The organism is Mycobacterium sp. 23 (assembly GCF_048287075.1).
Taxonomy (GTDB): Bacteria; Actinomycetota; Actinomycetes; order Mycobacteriales; family Mycobacteriaceae; genus Mycobacterium; species Mycobacterium gordonae_B.
In genome coordinates, this window is sequence record NZ_JBLVUX010000005.1 from 6,463,811 (window position 1) to 6,482,550 (window position 18,740).

General features: G+C 68.3%; 3 protein-coding genes. 1 reads left to right on the forward strand and 2 read right to left on the reverse strand.

The window, feature by feature from the left end:
- Positions 1-164 precede the first annotated feature (164 nt).
- Entirely contained in the window at positions 165-4,658 is a 4,494-nt protein-coding gene (locus ACNQS7_RS30675) for a PE family protein (protein WP_418015511.1), read from the reverse strand.
- A 129-nt stretch (positions 4,659-4,787) separates the two neighbouring features.
- Positions 4,788-8,378, reverse strand: coding sequence for a PE family protein (locus tag ACNQS7_RS30680; RefSeq protein WP_418015512.1), 3,591 nt, complete (start codon positions 8,376-8,378; stop codon positions 4,788-4,790).
- 303 nt (positions 8,379-8,681) lie between these two features.
- Here ACNQS7_RS30680 and ACNQS7_RS30685 point away from each other — a divergent pair, with 303 nt between their 5' ends.
- Positions 8,682-18,704 (forward strand): PPE family protein, encoded by a 10,023-nt coding sequence (locus ACNQS7_RS30685; protein WP_418015513.1) that lies wholly within the window; start codon positions 8,682-8,684, stop codon positions 18,702-18,704.
- The last annotated feature ends 36 nt before the right edge of the window (positions 18,705-18,740 follow it).

The following is an 18,740-nucleotide window of genomic DNA, read 5'->3' on the forward strand; positions in this document are numbered from 1 at the left end:
GAAATACCCAATTGCCGTCGCCGGCCATCGCGTGGAATTCGCGAGCCGGGGACGGACGCGGTTAGCGCGTCAGCAAAGCCGCCAAGTCACCTTCGAGTGTTGCGGTGGCCAAGGCTCAACGCCGGTTTGGGGCAGCCGCTTCCCTTGAATTACGGGCCGAGGTCTCAATTGCCGCCGTTGCCGCCGGTGCCGCCGCCACCCCCGCTGCCGCCATTCTCGTTGTTTCCGCCGGTTGGGCCGCCGCCGGGACCACCGGGGCCGCCACCGACGCCGGCACCGCCATTGCCGCCCACGCCGCCGGTGCCACCACCACCGCCGCCGCCGCCATTACCGCCGGTGCCCCAGTTTGCCTTGCCACCGCTCGTGTTACCGCCGCCGCCGTTACCACCTGTGCCACCGGAGCCACCTTTAGCGCCGGAGATGCCGGGCATGGTTCCGGCTCCGCCGGTGCCGCCACTTCCGCCGGTGCCGCCGGTTCCACCGTTGCCGTTGGTGCTGAGAATGTCGAACCCACCGTAACCGCCATTGCCGCCGGTGCCACCGGACCCACCCGTGCTGGGCGCGCCGCCGGCGCCGCCATTGTCAGCCTTACCGCCGTTACCGCCAGTGCCGCCGCTGCCGCCGCTGCCGCCGCCGCCGCCGCCGTTATAGCCTCCGTCAGTCGAGTTGCCTTCGCCTCCGTTGCCGCCATTGCCGCCGTTGCCTGCGGTGCCGGCGTTGCCGCCGTTGGCAAAGTGGCCGGTACCGCCGCTGCCGGCGTTGCCGCCTTTCGCGCCGCTGGCGCCGCCGCCACCGGCCTGGCCGACGCCGAGGGTGCCGCTGCCGCTGCCGCCGTTGCCGCCGTTGCCGCCGGTGGCACCGCTGCCTCCGTTGCCGCCTTGACCGCCGAGCAGGCCCCCGTCGCCGCCGTTGCCTCCGCTGCCGCCCGCGGCGGCGCTGCCGCCGCTGCCGCCGTTGCTCAAGGCGGCGGCTGTTCCGCCGGTGCCGCCGCTACCACCGACGCCGCCGTCGCCGCCGTTGCCGCCATCGGCCCCGCCGCCGGAAAAGCCGAGGGCGAAGCCGCCGTTGCCGCCGACGCCGCCGTTGCCGCCGACAGCGCCGCTGCCGCCTGTATAGGTACTCAGTCCGCCCTTGCCGGCGCCGCCGCCGCTGCCGCCGGTGCCGCCGTTGCCCGCCGAGCCGCCGGCGCCGGCCTTGGCGCTGCTGCCGTTGCCGCCGTTGCCGCCGTTGCCGCCGCCGCCGCCGGTGCCGCCATTGCCGCCATTGTGGCTGCTGTTGCCATTGCCGCCGCCGCCGTTGCCGCCGTCGGCGCCGTCGCCGCCTCTGCCGCCTCTGCCGCCGCCCGAGCCACCGTTGCCGCCGTTGCCGCCGCTCCCGCCGGTGCCGGCGGCACCGCCGTCGCCTCCGGTTCCGGTATCGCCTTGGCCGCCTCCACCGCCGTTGCCGCCGACGCCGCCATCACCGCCGCTGCCGGCGTCGCCGCCGCCGCTCAGAGCGATGGCCGTGCCGGTGGCATTGAACGCACTGCCGCCGCTGCCGCCGACGCCGCCGTTGCCGCCGCTACCGCCCTTTCCGCCGTCGTCGGCGGTCCCGACTACGGCTCTGGCGCCGTCGCCGCCGGTGCCTCCCGCGCCTCCGTTGCCGGCGTTGCCACCGGTGCCCGCTATTGCGCCGTAACCGTTGCCGCCGGTGCCGCCGTTGCCGCCACTACCGCCGTTGCCGCCGGCACCGCCGTTCTGGCCGGCGAGGCCGCTGCCCGAACCGCCCGACCCGCCGGAGTTGCCATTGCCGCCACTGCCGCCGTTCCCGCCCTTGCCCCCGCCGAGTCCGCCGGTGCCGCCGTTGCCGCCGGCGCCGCCGTTGCCGCCGTTGCCGGCGGGTCCTCCGTTACCTCCGAGACCGGGTGTGCCGCCACCGCCGCCGGATCCAGCGTTGCCGCCATCGCCGCCGCCGCCGGCGTTGCCGCCACCGACGCCGCCGAAGCCGTTTCCACCGTTTCCGCCGCTGCCACCCTTGCCGCCGTTGCCGCCGAAGCCGCCGGCGTAACCGTCCCCTCCCACTGCGAAATCGCCCTTAGCGCCGTTCCCGGCGTTTCCGCCGTTGCCGCCAAAGCCGCCGGCGCCGGCGATGCCGCTCAGGCCCTTAGTGCCGCCGGGGCCGCTGCCGGCTTCTCCGCCCAGGCCCGCGTTGCCACCAGGACCGCCGTTGCCTCCGTCTCCGCCGTTGCCGCCGTTGGCTCCGGCCCCGGTACCAGGGTCGTAGGTGGGACCTTTTGCGCCGTCTCCGCCATTGCCGCCGTTGGCTCCGTTGCCGCCCTGCCCGCCGCTGCCGGCGGTTCCGCCATTGGCGGCGCCGCCCTGGCCGCCTTGGCCACCGTTGCCGCCGGCACCGCCATTGCCTCCGGGTTCGCTGTTGCTGAGGCTGAAGTTGTCGACGCCGTCGGCGGCGGTTCCGGCGTTGCCGCCGTTGCCGCCGTTGCCGCCGGTGCCTGCCGTCCCGACGGTTCCCGCGGCGCCGGCGCCGCCACCGGCCAGACCGGCTTTCCCGGCGCCGCCGCCGGCGCCGCCCTTGCCGCCGTTGCCGCCGTTGCCGCCGGCGTTGCCGGAGTCGGGAAGGCCGGCACCGCCCACGCCGCCGAGTCCGCCGTTGCCGCCTTGGCCGCCGCTTCCGTTGGTGCCACCGGCGTTGGCCTTGCCACCGGTTCCGCCCTGTCCGCCGTCGCCGCCGGCGCCAGCGGTACTGCCGTTGATTTGGACGCCCGCGCCGCCTTTTCCATTGGCGCCGTTGCCGCCGTTGCCGCCGAGCCCGCCGTTGCCACCGTTGCCGGATGTGCCGCCGCTGCCCCCGGCGCCTCCCGACCCGGCAAGGCCGGCGGTGCCGGCATCGCCTCCGGTACCGCCCATGCCGCCGGCCCCGCCGCTCTTGCCCAGGGTGACGGCGGTGCCGCCGGCCCCGCCGGTGCCACCTTTTCCGCCGCTGCCGCTGTTGCCGCCGCTGCCGTTGATTCCGCCGGGGCCGCTGTTGCCACCTGCACCGCCGTTGCCACCGGCCCCGCCCGAGGGACCCTGGTTGCCGTCCACCCCGGCGCCGACGGCGGCGGCGGTGCCGCCGTTGCCGCCGTAGCTGCCGTTGCCGCCGTGACCGCCGCTGCCGTAGCCACCCGCGGTCCCGCCGATGCCGCCGACGCCGTTGCTGCCGCCGGCACCGGCGTTACCGCCGTCGCCGCCGTTACCACCTTTGCCGCCGGCCAGGGCGCCGGTGGCATCGGCGCCGTGACCGCCGTCGCCGCCGGCTGCACCGCTACCGCCCGACCCGCCGTTGCCATTGATGGCGAAATTGCCGCCGTTGCCGCCCAACCCGGCGGCACCACCGTCACCGCCGCGACCGCCGCTACCGCCGTTGTGGGCGCTGTTTGTCGCCACCCCGCCTTTGCCCGCCGACCCGCCGCCACCACCGGCACCGCCGTTGCCCGCGGCCGCGGTGAGCCCGGCGGCCGCCCCACCCACGCCTCCGTGACCGCCGGCACCGCCGGCGCCGCCATCACCGGCCCCCAGTACGGCGGTGTCGTTGCCGCCGGCCCCTCCGACACCGCCCTGACCCCCGGCCCCGCCGTGGCCGCCATCGCCGCCCAGCCCTAGCAGCGGCGCTTGACCCGCCTGACCACCGGCCCCGCCGTCACCGCCGGCTCCGCCGCTACCGCCGAGCTGCCCACCGGCGCCGGCACCGCCGTCACCGCCGGCTCCACCGGCACCGCCGAGCCCGCCGACCCCGCCGATGCCTATTACGCCGGGGTTGCCGCCGGCGCCACCGGCGCCGCCCGATCCGCCGGCGACGCCGTTCGCCCCGGTGCCGCCACCAGCCCCGGCACTGCCGATCCCGCCGGCACCCCCGGTGCCGCCGACACCAATGAACTGCCCGCCATTGCCACCCACACCGCCGTGGCCGCCCGCGCCACCACCCGGCCCGCCCATACCTCCGGCACCACCGATGCCGCCGTAGCCGATCAGTGGGGACACCCCGCCGGCCCCGCCGGCCCCGCCGGTGCCTCCCGCCGTCGTGCTGTTGCCGCCGGCCCCGCCGGCCCCACCCGCGCCCCAGAGCTGCCCGCCGGTCCCGCCGGCCCCGCCCGCGGCACCCGCACCCCCGGCGCCACCGGCACCGCCCGCACCGAGCAGACCAGCATCCCCGCCGGCGCCGCCGGCCTGGCCGGCCGCCCCCGACCCGCCATTGCCGCCGTTACCCCACAGCAACCCACCCAGTCCGCCGGCCTGCCCAGTGCCCGGCGCCCCGTTTGTGCCATCCCCGATCAGCGGACGCCCCAGCAGTTGCTGAGTCGGAGCGTTGATCAGGTCCAGAAGCGGCTGCAACGGGCCGGCATTGAGCGCCTCCGCGCGCGCATACCCGGCCGCGCCGACAGATAACGTCTGAACAAATTGCTCATGAAGCGCCGTGGCCTGTTCGGCCAGCTCCTGATAACCCAGCGCATGCCCGGAGAACATCGCCGCGATCGCCTGCGACACCTCGTCGGCTGCCGCACTGGCCAGGCGCGTCGTCGACCGCGCAGCGACCGCATTGGCCGCAGAGATGGTCGAACCGATACCCGCCACGTCTGAAGCCGCGGCCACGACCAGATCCGGTGAAACAACCATGAAAGTCATCAGCGACCTCGCCGTCTCTTCAGGCAACCCGAAAAACCACCGGCAACGACCGGCGCACCCGCCCAGGCGCGAGCATGAGTCGACGCGTTCACTCGAAAGCCCGTCCTTTCTCCTGCACCGGCATTGGGACTAGGTAGCACCGCTACCGCCGGTGCCGCCGCCGCCCCCGACACCGCCAGTAACGTCCGTATTTCCGCCAGTAGGGTCGCCGCCGGGGGCGCCGTTGGTTCCGGCGTCGCCGGAATTTCCGTCGAAGGAGTTTCCGCCCCTACCGCCCGTGCCGCCGGTGCCGCCAAAACCACCGGTGCCGTAGAGGTCAGCGCTGCCGAACTGGTCGTTGCCGTTGCCGCCGTTGCCGCCGGTGCCGCCGTCGCCGCCGTCGGCGGCATTGCCGCCAGCGGCGGTTGGGCTGCCACCGGTGCCGCCCACCCCGCCGTTGCCGCCGTTGCCCCCGTTGCCGTTGCGGCTACCGATAAGTTGACTTTCTCCGCCGAAACCTCCGGTACCGCCGGTACCACCGGTGCCGCCGGCGCCGCCGTCGCCGCCCAGACCTTTCCCGGAGACGCCGCCTCCGAGGCCCCCGTTTCCGCCTGCGCCGCCGGCGCCGCCGGTGCCGCCGTTGTAGCCCGAGGAGACAAGGGCGACATCGGTAGCGTGGCCGCCGGTGCCTCCGGTGCCCCCGTTGCCGGCAGTGCCGCCGGCGCCGCCATCCGCGCCGTTGCCCTGGCCGCCGTTGCCGGCGTCGCCGCCGGCGCCGCCGTTCCCGCCGGCCCCTCCATCCCGGCCGAGGTCACCGCCTTCGCCGCCGGTTCCCCCGGCGTTGCCGTTGCCGCCGCTGCCGCCGGCACCTCCCTTGCCGCCGCCGAATCCGCCGTTGCCGCCGATGCCGCCGATTCCACCGCCGCCGCCGGCGCCGCCGGGGCCGCCTGTACCGGTGAGCCCCGCTGTTCCGCCCACGCCTCCTCGGCCGGCGAGGCCGCCGTTGCCGCCCTTGCCGCCGTCGCCGCCGCCGACTCCCGCGACGCCGTTGCCGCCGAGACCCCCGGCACCGCCCTGGCCGCCGCCGCCGCCGGCGCCACCGTTATAGCCGTCACCGAATAAACCCAGAGTTGGGGCGGCAGCGTCGGCGCCGTTGCCGCCAATGCCGCCGTTGCCGCCGTCACCGCCTTTGCCCGCGACGCCCGCGACGCCCGCGGTGCCAGCGATGCCACTGCCTTTCGTGCCGGCCGCGCCGCCCGCACCGGCGTTGCCGCCGGCGCCGCCGGTGCCGCCGATGCCGCCGTCGCCGCCAGGCGGACCGTCGGAGCCATCCGGCGGCGGCGGCCGCACGCCGGCGACGCCATTGCCTCCCTGGCCGCCCTTACCACCATTGGCGCCGTTGCCGCCGGCCCCGCCGCTGCCGGCGGTTCCGCCGTTGCTGGCGCCACCGTTGCCGCCTTGCCCGCCGCTGCCGCCTTTCGTGCCGTTGCCGCCGGCCCCGCCGTCGGTGTTGAAGTCGTTGGTCCCGTTGCCGCCCAACGCGCCGTTGGTGCCGTTGCCGCCGTTGCCGCCGGTGCCTGCCTTGCCGGCGGTTCCGGCGGCGCCGGGACCCGTGCCGGCCAGGCCGGCTTTCCCGGCGTCGCCGCCGTTACCCCCGTTGCCGCCGTCTCCGCCATCGGTGCTGGCTGTGCCGGCGAGGCCGGCGCCGCCGTTGCCGCCCTTGCCACCGTTGCCGCCGTTGCCGCCGCCGCCGTTGGTGCCGCCGGCATTGGCCTGGCCGCCGGTTCCGCCCTGGCCGCCGTCCCCGCCGCCGCCACCGGTGCCGCCGTTGATGTTGCCGACGATGCCGTTGGTTCCGTTGGCGCCGTTACCGCCGTTGCCGCCGAGTCCGCCGGTGCCGCCGTCGCCGGATATGCCGGCGGAACCCCCGGAGCCGCCGGTCCCGGCGGTGCCGGCGGTGCCGGCGTTGCCGCCGGTGCCACCCGTGCCGCCGTTGCCACCCTTGGCGCCCAGAACGTTTGCCGTGCCGCCGTTTCCGCCGGTGCCACCGACGCCGCCGTTGCCGCCGTTGCCGCCGCTGCCGTTGACGCCACCAGGGCCGCTGGCTCCGCCGGCGCCACCCTTGCCACCGGCTCCGCCGGAAGGTCCGTTGTTGCCGTCCGCTCCGGGCCCGCCGTTGGTCGCGGTGCCGCCGTTGCCGCCATAACTGCCGTTGCCGCCGTGCCCGCCGTTGCCGTAGGCGCCCGCGGTCCCGCTGACGCCGCCGGTGCCGGCGGCGCCGCCGGCACCGGCACTGCCGCCCTTACCGCCATTGCCGCCGTTGCCGCCGGCCAGGGCGCCGGTGGCGTTGGCGCCATGACCACCATCGCCGCCGACCCCGCCGCTGCCGCCCACCCCGCCGTTGCCGTTGACCGCGCTGCTGCTGGCGTTGCCCCCGGCCCCTGCGGCCCCACCGGCACCGCCGGTACCGCCGCTGCCGCCGTTGTGGGCGTTGTTTACTGAGACCCCGCCTTTGCCGGCCGCTCCGCCGCCACCACCGGCACCACCGTTGCCTGCCACCGCCGCCATCCCGGCGGCTGCCCCGCCCGCGCCGCCGTGGCCGCCGGCGCCACCCGCACCGCCATTGGCCGCTGCCAGGACGGCGGTGTCGTTGCCGCCTGTCCCACCGGCGCCACCTTGACCGCCGGCCCCGCCGTGGCCGCCGGCGCCGGACGGCCCGATCAACGGTCCTTGACCCGCCTGACCCCCTGCTCCGCCGTCACCGCCGGCCCCGCCGGAACCGCCGAGCTGCGCCGCGCCGCCGGCACCGCCGTCACCGCCGAGCCCACCGGCCCCGCCGAGCCCGCCGACCCCGCCGGCTCCCAGCACACCGGCGCCACCGCCGGCACCGCCCTGGCCGCCCGACCCACCGCCGACACCGTTTGCACCGAGCCCGCCGCCCTTGCCTGCGCTGCCCGCTCCGCCGGCACCACCGGTGCCGCCGGCGCCGATCAATTGCCCGCCGTTGCCGCCCGCACCACCGCTGCCGCCATCACCACCATTAGGCCCACCCATACCGCCGGCACCACCGGCGCCGCCATAGCCGAGCAGCGGGGCCACGCCGCCGGCACCACCAGCACCACCGGTGCCTCCCATCGTCGTACTGGCGCCACCGGCCCCGCCCGCGCCGCCCGAGCCGTACAGCCACCCGCCGGACCCGCCGGCTCCGCCGGACGCACCAGCACCTCCGGCGCCACCAGCACCGCCGGTACCGATCAGACCTGCGGCGCCACCCGCGCCGCCGGTTTGTGCCGCTGCCCCCGACCCGCCGTTACCGCCGTTTCCGTATAGCAGTCCCCCCAGCCCGCCGGCCTGCCCGGTGCCCGGCGCCCCGTCGGTGCCGTTACCGATCAACGGACGACCCAGCAGCTGCTGGGTGGGCGCGTTGATCAGGTCCAGAAGCGGCTGCAATGGGCCGACATTGAGCGCCTCCGCGCGCGCATAACCGGCCCCACCGGCAGTCAGGGTATGCACAAACTGTTGATGCAGTACCGCGGCCTGCCCGGCCAACTCCTGATAGCTCAGCGCATGTCCGGAAAACAGCAACGCGACCGCGCGTGACACCTCGTCGGCGGCCGCGCTCGCCAGCCCCGTCGTCGACTGCGCCGCGGCCGCATTGGCCGCAGATATCGTCGACCCGATACCAGCCACGTCCGTAGCCGCAGCCGTCACCATCTCTGGTGAAACCACCATGAACGTCATCAGCGACCTCGCCACCTCATGACAACCCGACAACCACCAGCAACGACCAGCGCAGTCAAACACGGTAGCCCACTGTGGGCACACCGTTTACGTTTTCGTCCGAATGGCGTAAGTGTTGTGCACGTCGCGGAGCAAACCTGCGGCGCACAACAATTGAATTCATTTGGCCCGCGAAAAATTTGCGCCGAATGTGTGTGAAACCGTCCGTGAAGCCGCAGCCGGGCTTACGGTAGGTGCCGTTATACGCCGGTTGATGAGAAACTGACCGCCACCCCGGTGGGGGTTACCCGCGAAGGACAGCGTATGGATTTTGCGGTATTGGCACCCGAGGTCAACTCGGCGCGGATGTTCCTTGGCGCGGGGTCGGGATCGATATTGGCCTCCGCGGCGGCCTGGGATGGACTGGCCGCCGAATTGGCCTCTGCCGCAGATACTTTCGGCTCGGTGACCTCGGGTTTGCTCGACTCCGTTTGGCAGAGCGCGGCGGCGGTGGCGATGGCGGGCGCCGCCGCGCCTTATCTGGGTTGGTTGAGATCGGCGGCGGTGCAGGCCGACGAAGCGGCGGGCAATGCCCGGATAGTGGCGGCGGCGTTCGAGGCGGCGCAGGCCGCGACGGTTCATCCGGTGGTCGTGGCTGCCAACCGCGCTCAATTGGTATCGCTCGTGCGGGCGAATCTGCTGGGGCTGAACGCGCCGGCGATCGCGGCCATCGAGGCACAGTACGAGGGCATGTGGGCGCAGGATGTGGCCGCGATGTTCGGTTACTATTCCGGGGCTTCCGCCGTGGCGTCGGGCTTGACGCCGTTCAGCCTGCCCTTGGCCAACCTCGCACCCGGTCTGGCGGACGTGGCGGTGAGCGCCTCGAGCGCCCTTGTCGCAGCGGCGAATGCCGGCGGCGCTCAGTTCGCGGGCGCGGTGTCGGCCGGCGGTGCAACCGCGGCCGCCGACGGCTTCGGCCCCCTGCTACTCACCATCAACGTCGGTTTGGGGAATCTCGGCGTCGGCAATCTCGGCAACGCGAACATCGGCAATTACAACGTCGGTGGCGCGAACATCGGGTCCGGGAACATCGGGTCGGCGAACCTCGGTTTCGGGAACTTCGGTTTCGGAAACAGTGGTCCGTCGCTGACGGCGGCCATCCACAACATCGGCTTCGGCAACACCGGCAGCAACAACATCGGCCTGGGAAACACCGGCAGCGGCAACATCGGCTTCGCCAACACCGGCAACGGCAACGTCGGCATCGGGCTGACCGGCGACAATCAGTCCGGGTTCGGCGGACTGAATTCCGGCACCGGCAACAGCGGTTTGTTCAACTCGGGCACCAACAACACCGGCTTCTTCAACTCGGGAACCGGAAACTTCGGTCTGGCCAACTCCGGCCTCTTCAATACCGGTTTCGGCAATTCCGGGACTGCCAACACCGGCTTTTTCAACTCGGGCATAGCCAACACGGGCATCGGTAACTCGGGCAATTACAACACGGGCACCAATAACTCCGGCAGCGCCAACACGGGCGGCTTCAACCCCGGCAGCTACAACACCGGCTGGCTCAACACCGGCAATTACAACACCGGCCTGGCAAACGCCGGCAATGTCAACACCGGCGCGTTCATCACGGGGGATTACAACAACGGCCTGTTCTGGCGGGGCGACTACCAGGGCCTGATCGGCGGATCCCCGGGCATCGGCAACTCGAGCACCCTGCCTTCGTCGGGGTTCTTCAACAGCGGCGACGGCAGCGCTTCGGGCCTCTTAAACTCCGGGGGCAACGTCTCGGGCATCTTCAATTCGTCGTCGGGAAGCCTCGGCCTCTCGGGTTTGATCAACACCGGCATGGCGGCCTCCGGTTTGATCAACACCGGCAACACCATGTCGGGCATCCTCAATAGTTCGTATCCCGAGAACCTCACGACGCCCAATTTTGTGTCCGGTCTGTACAACACCGGTCCAAACGTGGCGGGCCTGTTCGGCGGCGGCTCGGACCCCACCAGCAACACCGGCCTGGCCAACGTCGGCGTCAAGAACACCGGCTTCGCCAACGTCGGCGACGACAACATCGGCATCGGCAACGCAGGTAACGGAAACACCGGCGGCGGCAACTCCGGCCAGGACAACATTGGTTTCGGCAACTCGGGCACGTCGAATACCGGCACCGGCAACGTGGGAAACTCAAACCTCGGTAACGGAAACCTCGGCGACTTCAACAAGGGCCTGGGAAACTTCGGCGACTACAACACCGGCCTGGGGAACCTCGGCAACAACAACACCGGCTTCGGCAACAACGGCTTCGGCAATACCGGGTTCGGGAATACGGGCAGCGGAAACATCGGAATCGGGCTGAGCGGAACGGGCCTGGTCGGGTTCGGTGCATTCAACACCGGCAGTGGAAATCTGGGCCTGTTCAACTCCGGCACCAACAACATCGGCCTGTTCAACTCGGGCACCGGAAATGTCGGCATCGGAAACGCGGGAACCGGCAACTGGGGCATCGGCAACCCCGGCACCCTCAATACCGGCTACGGTAACGCCGGCAGCTTCAACACTGGCTGGTTCAACACCGGCATCGCCAACACCGGCATCGCCAATCCCGGCAACTACAACACGGGCTGGTTCAACACCGGCAACATCAACACCGGCGCCTTCAATCCCGGCGACTACAACACCGGCGGCCTCAACCCCGGCGACACCAACACGGGATTCCTCAATATCGGCAATTACAACAACAGCATTCTCGCCGAAGGCGATAACGCGGGCCAGATCGCTATCGACCTCAAGGTAACCATCCCCAGCGTGACATTCGACCAATCAATGGTCATCCCCGTCAACGAAGTATTGCAATTCGGTGGAAATGTGTTCACACTGCCGGGCGGCACGCAACAGTTCTCGACCTTCCTTTCGCCGCCGCCCGACCCGATCACGTTGACCCTCGGGCCCGTCAACATATCGAGCTCCACCCTTAATCTTCCCCTGCTGACACTCACCATCGGCGGACCGAATACCAGCGTGGGCATCGGTATCACCGGCGCCTTCGAAGGTGGCACCATTCAGCTGCTCAAAGTCGACCCGATGCCTGGATTCGGCAATGCGACCACCCTGCCGTCGTCGGGTTTCTTCAACGCCGGCCCCGGCCGCGTGTCCGGCCTTTTCAACCTCGGCGCGAACCTGTCCGGCATGCAGAACGTCGGTGCACTCTCATCCGGCCTGGCGAACGTCGGCAACACGGTCTCCGGCATCTACAACACCAGCACGGTCAATATCGCGACCGCGGCCAACATTTCCGGGTTGGGGAACGTCGGCACGAACCTGGCCGGCGCCGTTCGCGACAGTGCCAACGGACTCGTCATCAACCTGGGCCTGGGCGATCACGGTCAACTGAACTTCGGCAACGGGAACTTCGGCAGCGGGAACTTCGGCAGCGGAAACATCGGCGGCGCGAATATCGGCTTCGGCAACATCGGCAGCACCAACCTCGGCGCCGGCAATATCGGCTTCGGCAACATCGGCTTTGGCAACAGCGGCCCCGCGTTGACGGCGGCCATCCACAACATCGGCTTCGGCAACACCGGCAGCGACAACATCGGCTTTGGCAACACCGGCAACGGCAACATCGGGTTCGGCAACACCGGCAACGGCAACATCGGGTTCGGCCTCAGCGGCGATCGCCTGCTCGCCTTCGGGGACTGGAACACCGGCAGCGGCAATATCGGCTTGTTCAATTCGGGCACCAACAACGTCGGCTTCTTCAACTCGGGCACCGGGAACTTCGGCATCGGCAACTCGGGTAGCTACAACACCGGTTTCGGCAACACCGGCGGTACGAACACGGGCCTTTTCAACACCGGCTTCGTCAACACCGGGATCGCCAATGCGGGTTCCTACAACACCGGCAACACCAACATCGGCAGCTTCAACACCGGACTCGGCAATCCGGGCAGCCACAACACCGGATTCTTCAACTCCGGCAGCTTCAACACCGGGCTGGTGAACTCGGGCAACTTCGACACAGGTGCGTTCATCTCGGGCAACATGAACAACGGCTTGTTCTGGCGGGGCAACGAGCAAGGCCTGATGGGCGGGAATTACACAATCCATATTCCGGAAATGCCGGGACACCTCACCGTAAATGTGCCGATCAACATTCCCATCACGGCGACAATCACCAGTGGCGTCTACAACGGAATCTTTATCGACAGCATCCCCTTTGACATCACCTATGGCTTGTTCTCGGGAATCACCCTTGTTTCCGGGACCATCAACTCACTCACGATTCCGCCGATCACATTCAACCTCTCGCTGTTGAATGTCAGCATCGGCAACCCGAACGGCACGACAGCCCTCTACGTGCCGGCCACCTTCAGCATCGGCCCCGCCGACTGGACGATCTACAACCAGCCGTTTGCCCCAGGCTTCTTCAATTCCAGCATCGGCCCCTCCTCCGGATTCTTCAACGGCGGAATCGGCGGCAATTCGGGGTTCGGAAACTTCGGCGTCAACAACTCTGGTTTCCAGAATGTCTCCGCCGGGATTTTCGGAAACTCGGGCTTCATGAATTACGGCTCCCTGCAGTCGGGCATCGAGAACTTCGGCAACACCGTGTCGGGTTTGTTCAACACCAGTGCGCTGAACTTGGCGACGCCGGCTCAGATCTCCGGCATCTCCAACGCCGGCAGCAACCTGGCGGGCTTGTTCCGCAACACCTTCGACGGCACCATCGCCGGCAGCACGAACTTCAACCTGGGCCTCGGAGACGTAGGCGGACTCAACGTCGGCCTGGGGAACGTCGGGGACCTCAATATCGGCCTCGGAAACCTCGGCAGCCAGAACTTCGGTAGCGGGAACCTGGGCAGCCAGAACTTCGGCAGCGGGAACATCGGCAGCTTCAACATCGGGTTCGGCAACAGCGGGCCCGGGTTGACGGCGGCGCTGAACAACATCGGGTTCGGCAACACCGGCAGCAACAACTTCGGCTTCGGCAACTTCGGTGACGGCAACATCGGCTTCGGCAACACCGGTAGCGGCAACATCGGTATCGGGCTGAGCGGCAATAACCTGCAGGGCTTCGGGAATTGGAACTCCGGCAGCGGCAATGTCGGCCTGTTCAACTCGGGCACCGACAACGTCGGCTTCTTCAACTCGGGCACCGGCAACTGGGGCATCGGCAACTCCGGCAGCTACAACACCGGTATCGGCAACACCGGCAGCACCAACACCGGCTTGTTCAACACCGGGCTGGTCAATACCGGGATCGGCAACGCCGGCCACTACAACACCGGCAGCTACAACATCGGCAACACCAACACCGGAAACTTCAACCCGGGTAACTACAACACCGGCAGCTACAACATCGGCGACTACAACACCGGTCTGGGCAACTCGGGCGACGTCAACACGGGTGCCTTCAACACCGGCAGCTTCAACAACGGCATCGGCTGGCGGGCCGACTATCAAGGGCTGATCGACTTCAACGCGACCACGATCATCCCCGACGGCGCCATTCCCATCAAGTTCGACGTGCCGGTCTACCTGTCGGTTCCGATCGGCGCCGTACTCCCGACCATCACGATCAACAGTTTCACCATTCCGTCCTTGACCGTTGACGCGTCCACCATCCTGGGCGACGCGAACCTCGGCCTCAACGCGATCTCTTTCCCGAATCTGACGATCGGTCTGCCCTTCATCGGGATCAACATCGGCACGCCGGTGGGGTCGACCGGACCACTGATCGACATCACCGGCAACGGTGGGCTGCTGCCCATCGCGTTCACCGGCGTCAACATTCCGCCGATGCCGGGCTTTGGAAACTCCACCACGAGCCCGTCGTCGGGCTTCTTCAACTCCGGGAGTGGCCGCTCCTCCGGCTTCATGAACGTCGGCGGCAACGCATCCGGCTTCTTCAACCTCGCGTCCGGCATGTCGGGAATCTCAGGCTACAAAGGCTTCGGCGAACTGATGTCGGGCGTGTCGAACCTGGGCAATACCGTCTCGGGTCTCTTCAACACCAGTTCCGCCGTCAATCCGTTCACGACACCCGCCAATCTCTCCGGGATCAGCAACATCGGCACCAACCTTGCCGGCATCCTGCGCAGCAGCGCGAATGGGTCGCTGTTCAATTTGGGCCTTGCCGACATCGGCCAGTCGAACCTGGGCAGCGGGAACATCGGCGATTTCAACCTGGGCAACGGGAACATCGGCAGCCAGAACTTCGGCAGCGGGAACATCGGCAGCCAGAACTTCGGCAGCGGAAACATCGGCAGCTTCAACATCGGCTTCGGCAACAGTGGCCCGGGCTTGACGGCGGCCTTGAACAACATCGGGTTCGGCAATATCGGCAGCAACAACTTCGGGTTCGGCAACACCGGTGACGGCAATATCGGCTTCGGCAACAGCGGCAGCGGAAACATCGGCATCGGGCTGAGCGGCAACAACCAGTCCGGCTTCGGGAACTGGAACTCCGGCAGCGGCAACATCGGCCTGTTCAACTCGGGCACCGACAACGTCGGCTTCTTCAACTCCGGCACCGGAAACTTCGGCATCGGCAACTCCGGCAGCCACAACACCGGCTTCGGCAACGCCGGCAGTTCCAACGCCGGCTTCTTCAACACGGGCAGCGTCAACACCGGAATCGCCAATGCCGGCAGTTACAACACCGGCAGCTACAACACGGGCAGCACCAACACCGGCAACTTCAACCCGGGCAGCTACAACACCGGCAGCTACAACACCGGCAACATCAACACCGGGGTGGGGAACTCGGGCAACGTCAACACCGGCGGCTTCAACGCGGGCAGCTACAACAACGGCTTCATCTGGCGCGATGACTACCAGGGGTTGGTCGGCTTCGACTACACCCTCACCGTCCCGGAATTCCCCGCCGTCAACCTCGACGTCAGCATTCCCCTCAATATCCCCCTCGACATCAACCTCGGCACCCTGCGCGTTTACGGCTTCAGTCTGGCGCCGATCAACCTCACTTTCTCGGGCCCCTTGTGGTCGAACGTCAACGCCACCGTCAGCTCTATTCAGATCCCGTCGATCACCGGCACCCTGCCCACGATCACCGGAAACATCGGGAACCCGGACGGTTCAACGGCAGTCAACATCTCCATCCACAGCACCGCCGGACCCATCCGTGTCCCGCTCATCCACATCCCGGCGGCCCCCGGCTTCGGAAATTCCAGCACCACCCCGTCGTCGGGCTTCTTCAACAGCGGCGCCGGTGGCGTATCCGGCTTCGGGAACCTCGCCGCCAACACGTCCGGCCTGTTCAACTGGCAAGCCCTGGGCAGCTCGGGCTACAACAATGTCGGCACCCTGGTGTCGGGCTTCTCCAACTTGGGCAACACCGTGTCGGGGTTGTTCAACACCAGCTCCGCGACGAACCTGTTCACGACGCCGGCCAATCTCTCGGGCCTGTCCAACCACGGCACAGACCTTGCGGGCTTGTTCCGCAACGGCCCGTCCGGGTCGACCTGGAATTTCGGTCTGGGCGACATCGGGCAGTTCAGCCTGGGCGGCGGAAACATCGGCGATTTCAACCTGGGCAACGGCAACCTGGGCAGCCTCAACATCGGCAGCGGCAATGTCGGCAGCCAGAACTTCGGCAGCGGGAACATCGGCAGCTTCAACATCGGGTTCGGCAACAGCGGCCCCGGGTTGACCGCGGCGCTGAACAACATCGGGTTCGGCAACACCGGCAGCAACAACTTCGGCTTCGGCAACTTCGGTGACGGCAACATCGGCTTCGGCAACACCGGCAGCGGCAACATCGGTATCGGGCTCAGCGGCAATAACCAGGTTGGCTTCGGTGGCTTGAACTCCGGCAGCGGCAACATCGGACTGTTCAACTCGGGCACCAACAACGTCGGCTTCTTCAACTCGGGCAACGGCAACTTCGGCTTCGGCAACTCCGGCAGCTACAACACCGGTATCGGCAACACCGGCAGCACCAACACGGGCCTGTTCAACACCGGACTGGTCAACACCGGAATCGGCAACGCGGGCCACTACAACACCGGCAGCTACAACATCGGCAACACCAACACCGGCGACTTCAACCCCGGCAGCTACAACACCGGTTGGTTCAACACCGGCGACTACAACACCGGCCTGGGCAACTCGGGCAATGTCGACACCGGCTTCTTCAACACCGGCAGCTACAACAACGGCTTGTTGTGGCGGGGCGACTACCGGGGCGTCCTCACCGGCGGCTACTCCATCACGGTCGACGAAATCCCCATCAACTTCGATGTTCGCGCGCCGATCAATATCCCGGTCACCGCCACCATCACCAGCGTGAATATGTCCGCCATCAACATTCCGCAGATCTACATCAGCGGCACTGCCGAAGTCATCGGCATCGACGCAGCCAATTTCAACATCACCATCGGCCCCATCACCGTGCACGGCGGCCCCGCCAACGCCCCCTTGACGACACCCATCACGGTCGACTTCGGCAGCCAACCCCCGATCAACACGATCTCGTTCAACATCGGCGCCCTGGATAATTCGACCATCCTCGCCGTGGTGGGCAACGCGGGAGTCGGTCCGATCAGAATTCCGATCATCGACATTCCGGCATCGCCGGGCTTCTTCAACTTCACGTCGAGTCCGTCCTCGGGCTTCTTCAACTCCGGCATCGGCTCCATATCGGGCTTCGGCAACTTCGGCGGCGGCAGCTCGGGTTTGTTGAACTACGCGACCGGCCTCCTTGGCAACTCGGGCATCCAAAACTACGGTTCGCTGCAATCCGGCGTAGCCAATCTCGGGAACAGCATCTCGGGTCTGTTCAACACCGGACTGAGCCCGATGAACGTGCCGGCCTATCTGTCGGGTTTCAGCAACGTCGGCACCGACTTGTCCGGGTTGTTCCAGAACGCCGCCACCGGAAAGACCTCCTTCAGTCTCGGCCTGGGCAATCTCGGTTCGCTCAACATCGGCAACGCGAACATCGGCGACTTCAACTTCGGTAGCGGCAACCTCGGCAGCTACAACCTGGGTAACGGCAACGTCGGCGGCAGCAACTTCGGCGGCGGCAACATCGGCAGCCAGAACTTCGGCAGCGGCAACATCGGCAGCTTCAACATCGGCTTCGGCAACGCCGGACCGGGATTGACCGCGGCCTTGAACAACATCGGGTTCGGCAACACCGGAAGTAACAACTTCGGCTTCGGCAACTTCGGCGACGGCAACATCGGCTTCGGCAACACCGGTAGCGGCAACATCGGTATCGGGCTAACCGGCAACAACCAGTCCGGTTTCGGTGGCTTGAACTCGGGCAGTGGCAACATCGGGTTGTTCAACTCGGGCACCAACAACGTCGGGTTCTTCAACTCGGGCAACGGCAACTGGGGCCTCGGCAACTCCGGCAGCTTCAACACCGGCATCGGCAACACCGGCAGCACCAACACCGGGTTCTTCAACTCCGGGCTGGTCAACACCGGCATCGGCAACGCGGGCAACTACAACACCGGCTTGTACAACGTCGGCAACACCAACACGGGCAGCTTCAACCCGGGCAGCTACAACACCGGCGACTTCAACGCCGGCAACTACAACACCGGCTGGTTCAACACCGGCAACTCCAACACCGGCTTTGCGAACTCCGGCAACGTCGACACGGGAGCATTCATCTCGGGCAGCTACAGCAACGGCTTCTTGTGGCGGGGCGACTACCAAGGCCTCTTCGGCGCCAACTTCTCCTACACAATCCCAGAAATCCCCTACCACTACGACGTGCCGCTCAACATCCAGATACCGATCACGGGTGTTATCGATGCCGTCACGGCGGGCGCGTTCACGTACTCGATTCCGATTCACATCCAGGCCAGTACGATATTGGGGATCCGGATTGTGGACGAGGACAGCAACATTGGGCCCGTCACCTTCAACATCAACACCGTTCAACCGCAAACCCCGATCGATTACCTGTTCACCAACGTCACCAATCTCGCCGGCACCGGTGTTCTGGGGCCCTTCACAATCGGCTCCGGCTTCCAGTCCGGCCCCGGCTTCTTCAACACGGGTCCGGGTCTGTCGTCGGGCTTCTTCAATTCCGGAAGCGGCGCATCCGGCTTCTTCAACACTGCCTCTGGCGCCGTGTCCGGCTTCGCGAACCGCTTCGCCCAGACGTCGGGCTTGTTCAACGCCGGTGGCATCGACATATCGGGCATCCAGAACTTCGGCGCGCTCGAGTCGGGCTGGGCAAACCTCGGCAACACGGTGTCCGGCCTGTTCAACACCAGTTCCCTGAACCTTGCCACGCAGGCCTTCGTCTCCGGCATCGGCAACTTCGGCGCCCAACTGTCCGGCCTGCTCAGTCAATAGCGGTATCCGGCCCTGGGCGGCGGTAACGGGGGCCAA

Bases quoted from the DNA above. Each gene is read 5' to 3' on its own strand.
- ACNQS7_RS30675 (WP_418015511.1), bottom strand. From the start codon at position 4,658: ATGACTTTCATGGTTGTTTCACCGGATCTGGTCGTGGCCGCGGCTTCA.
- ACNQS7_RS30680 (WP_418015512.1), bottom strand. From the start codon at position 8,378: ATGACGTTCATGGTGGTTTCACCAGAGATGGTGACGGCTGCGGCTACG.
- ACNQS7_RS30685 (WP_418015513.1), top strand. From the start codon at position 8,682: ATGGATTTTGCGGTATTGGCACCCGAGGTCAACTCGGCGCGGATGTTC.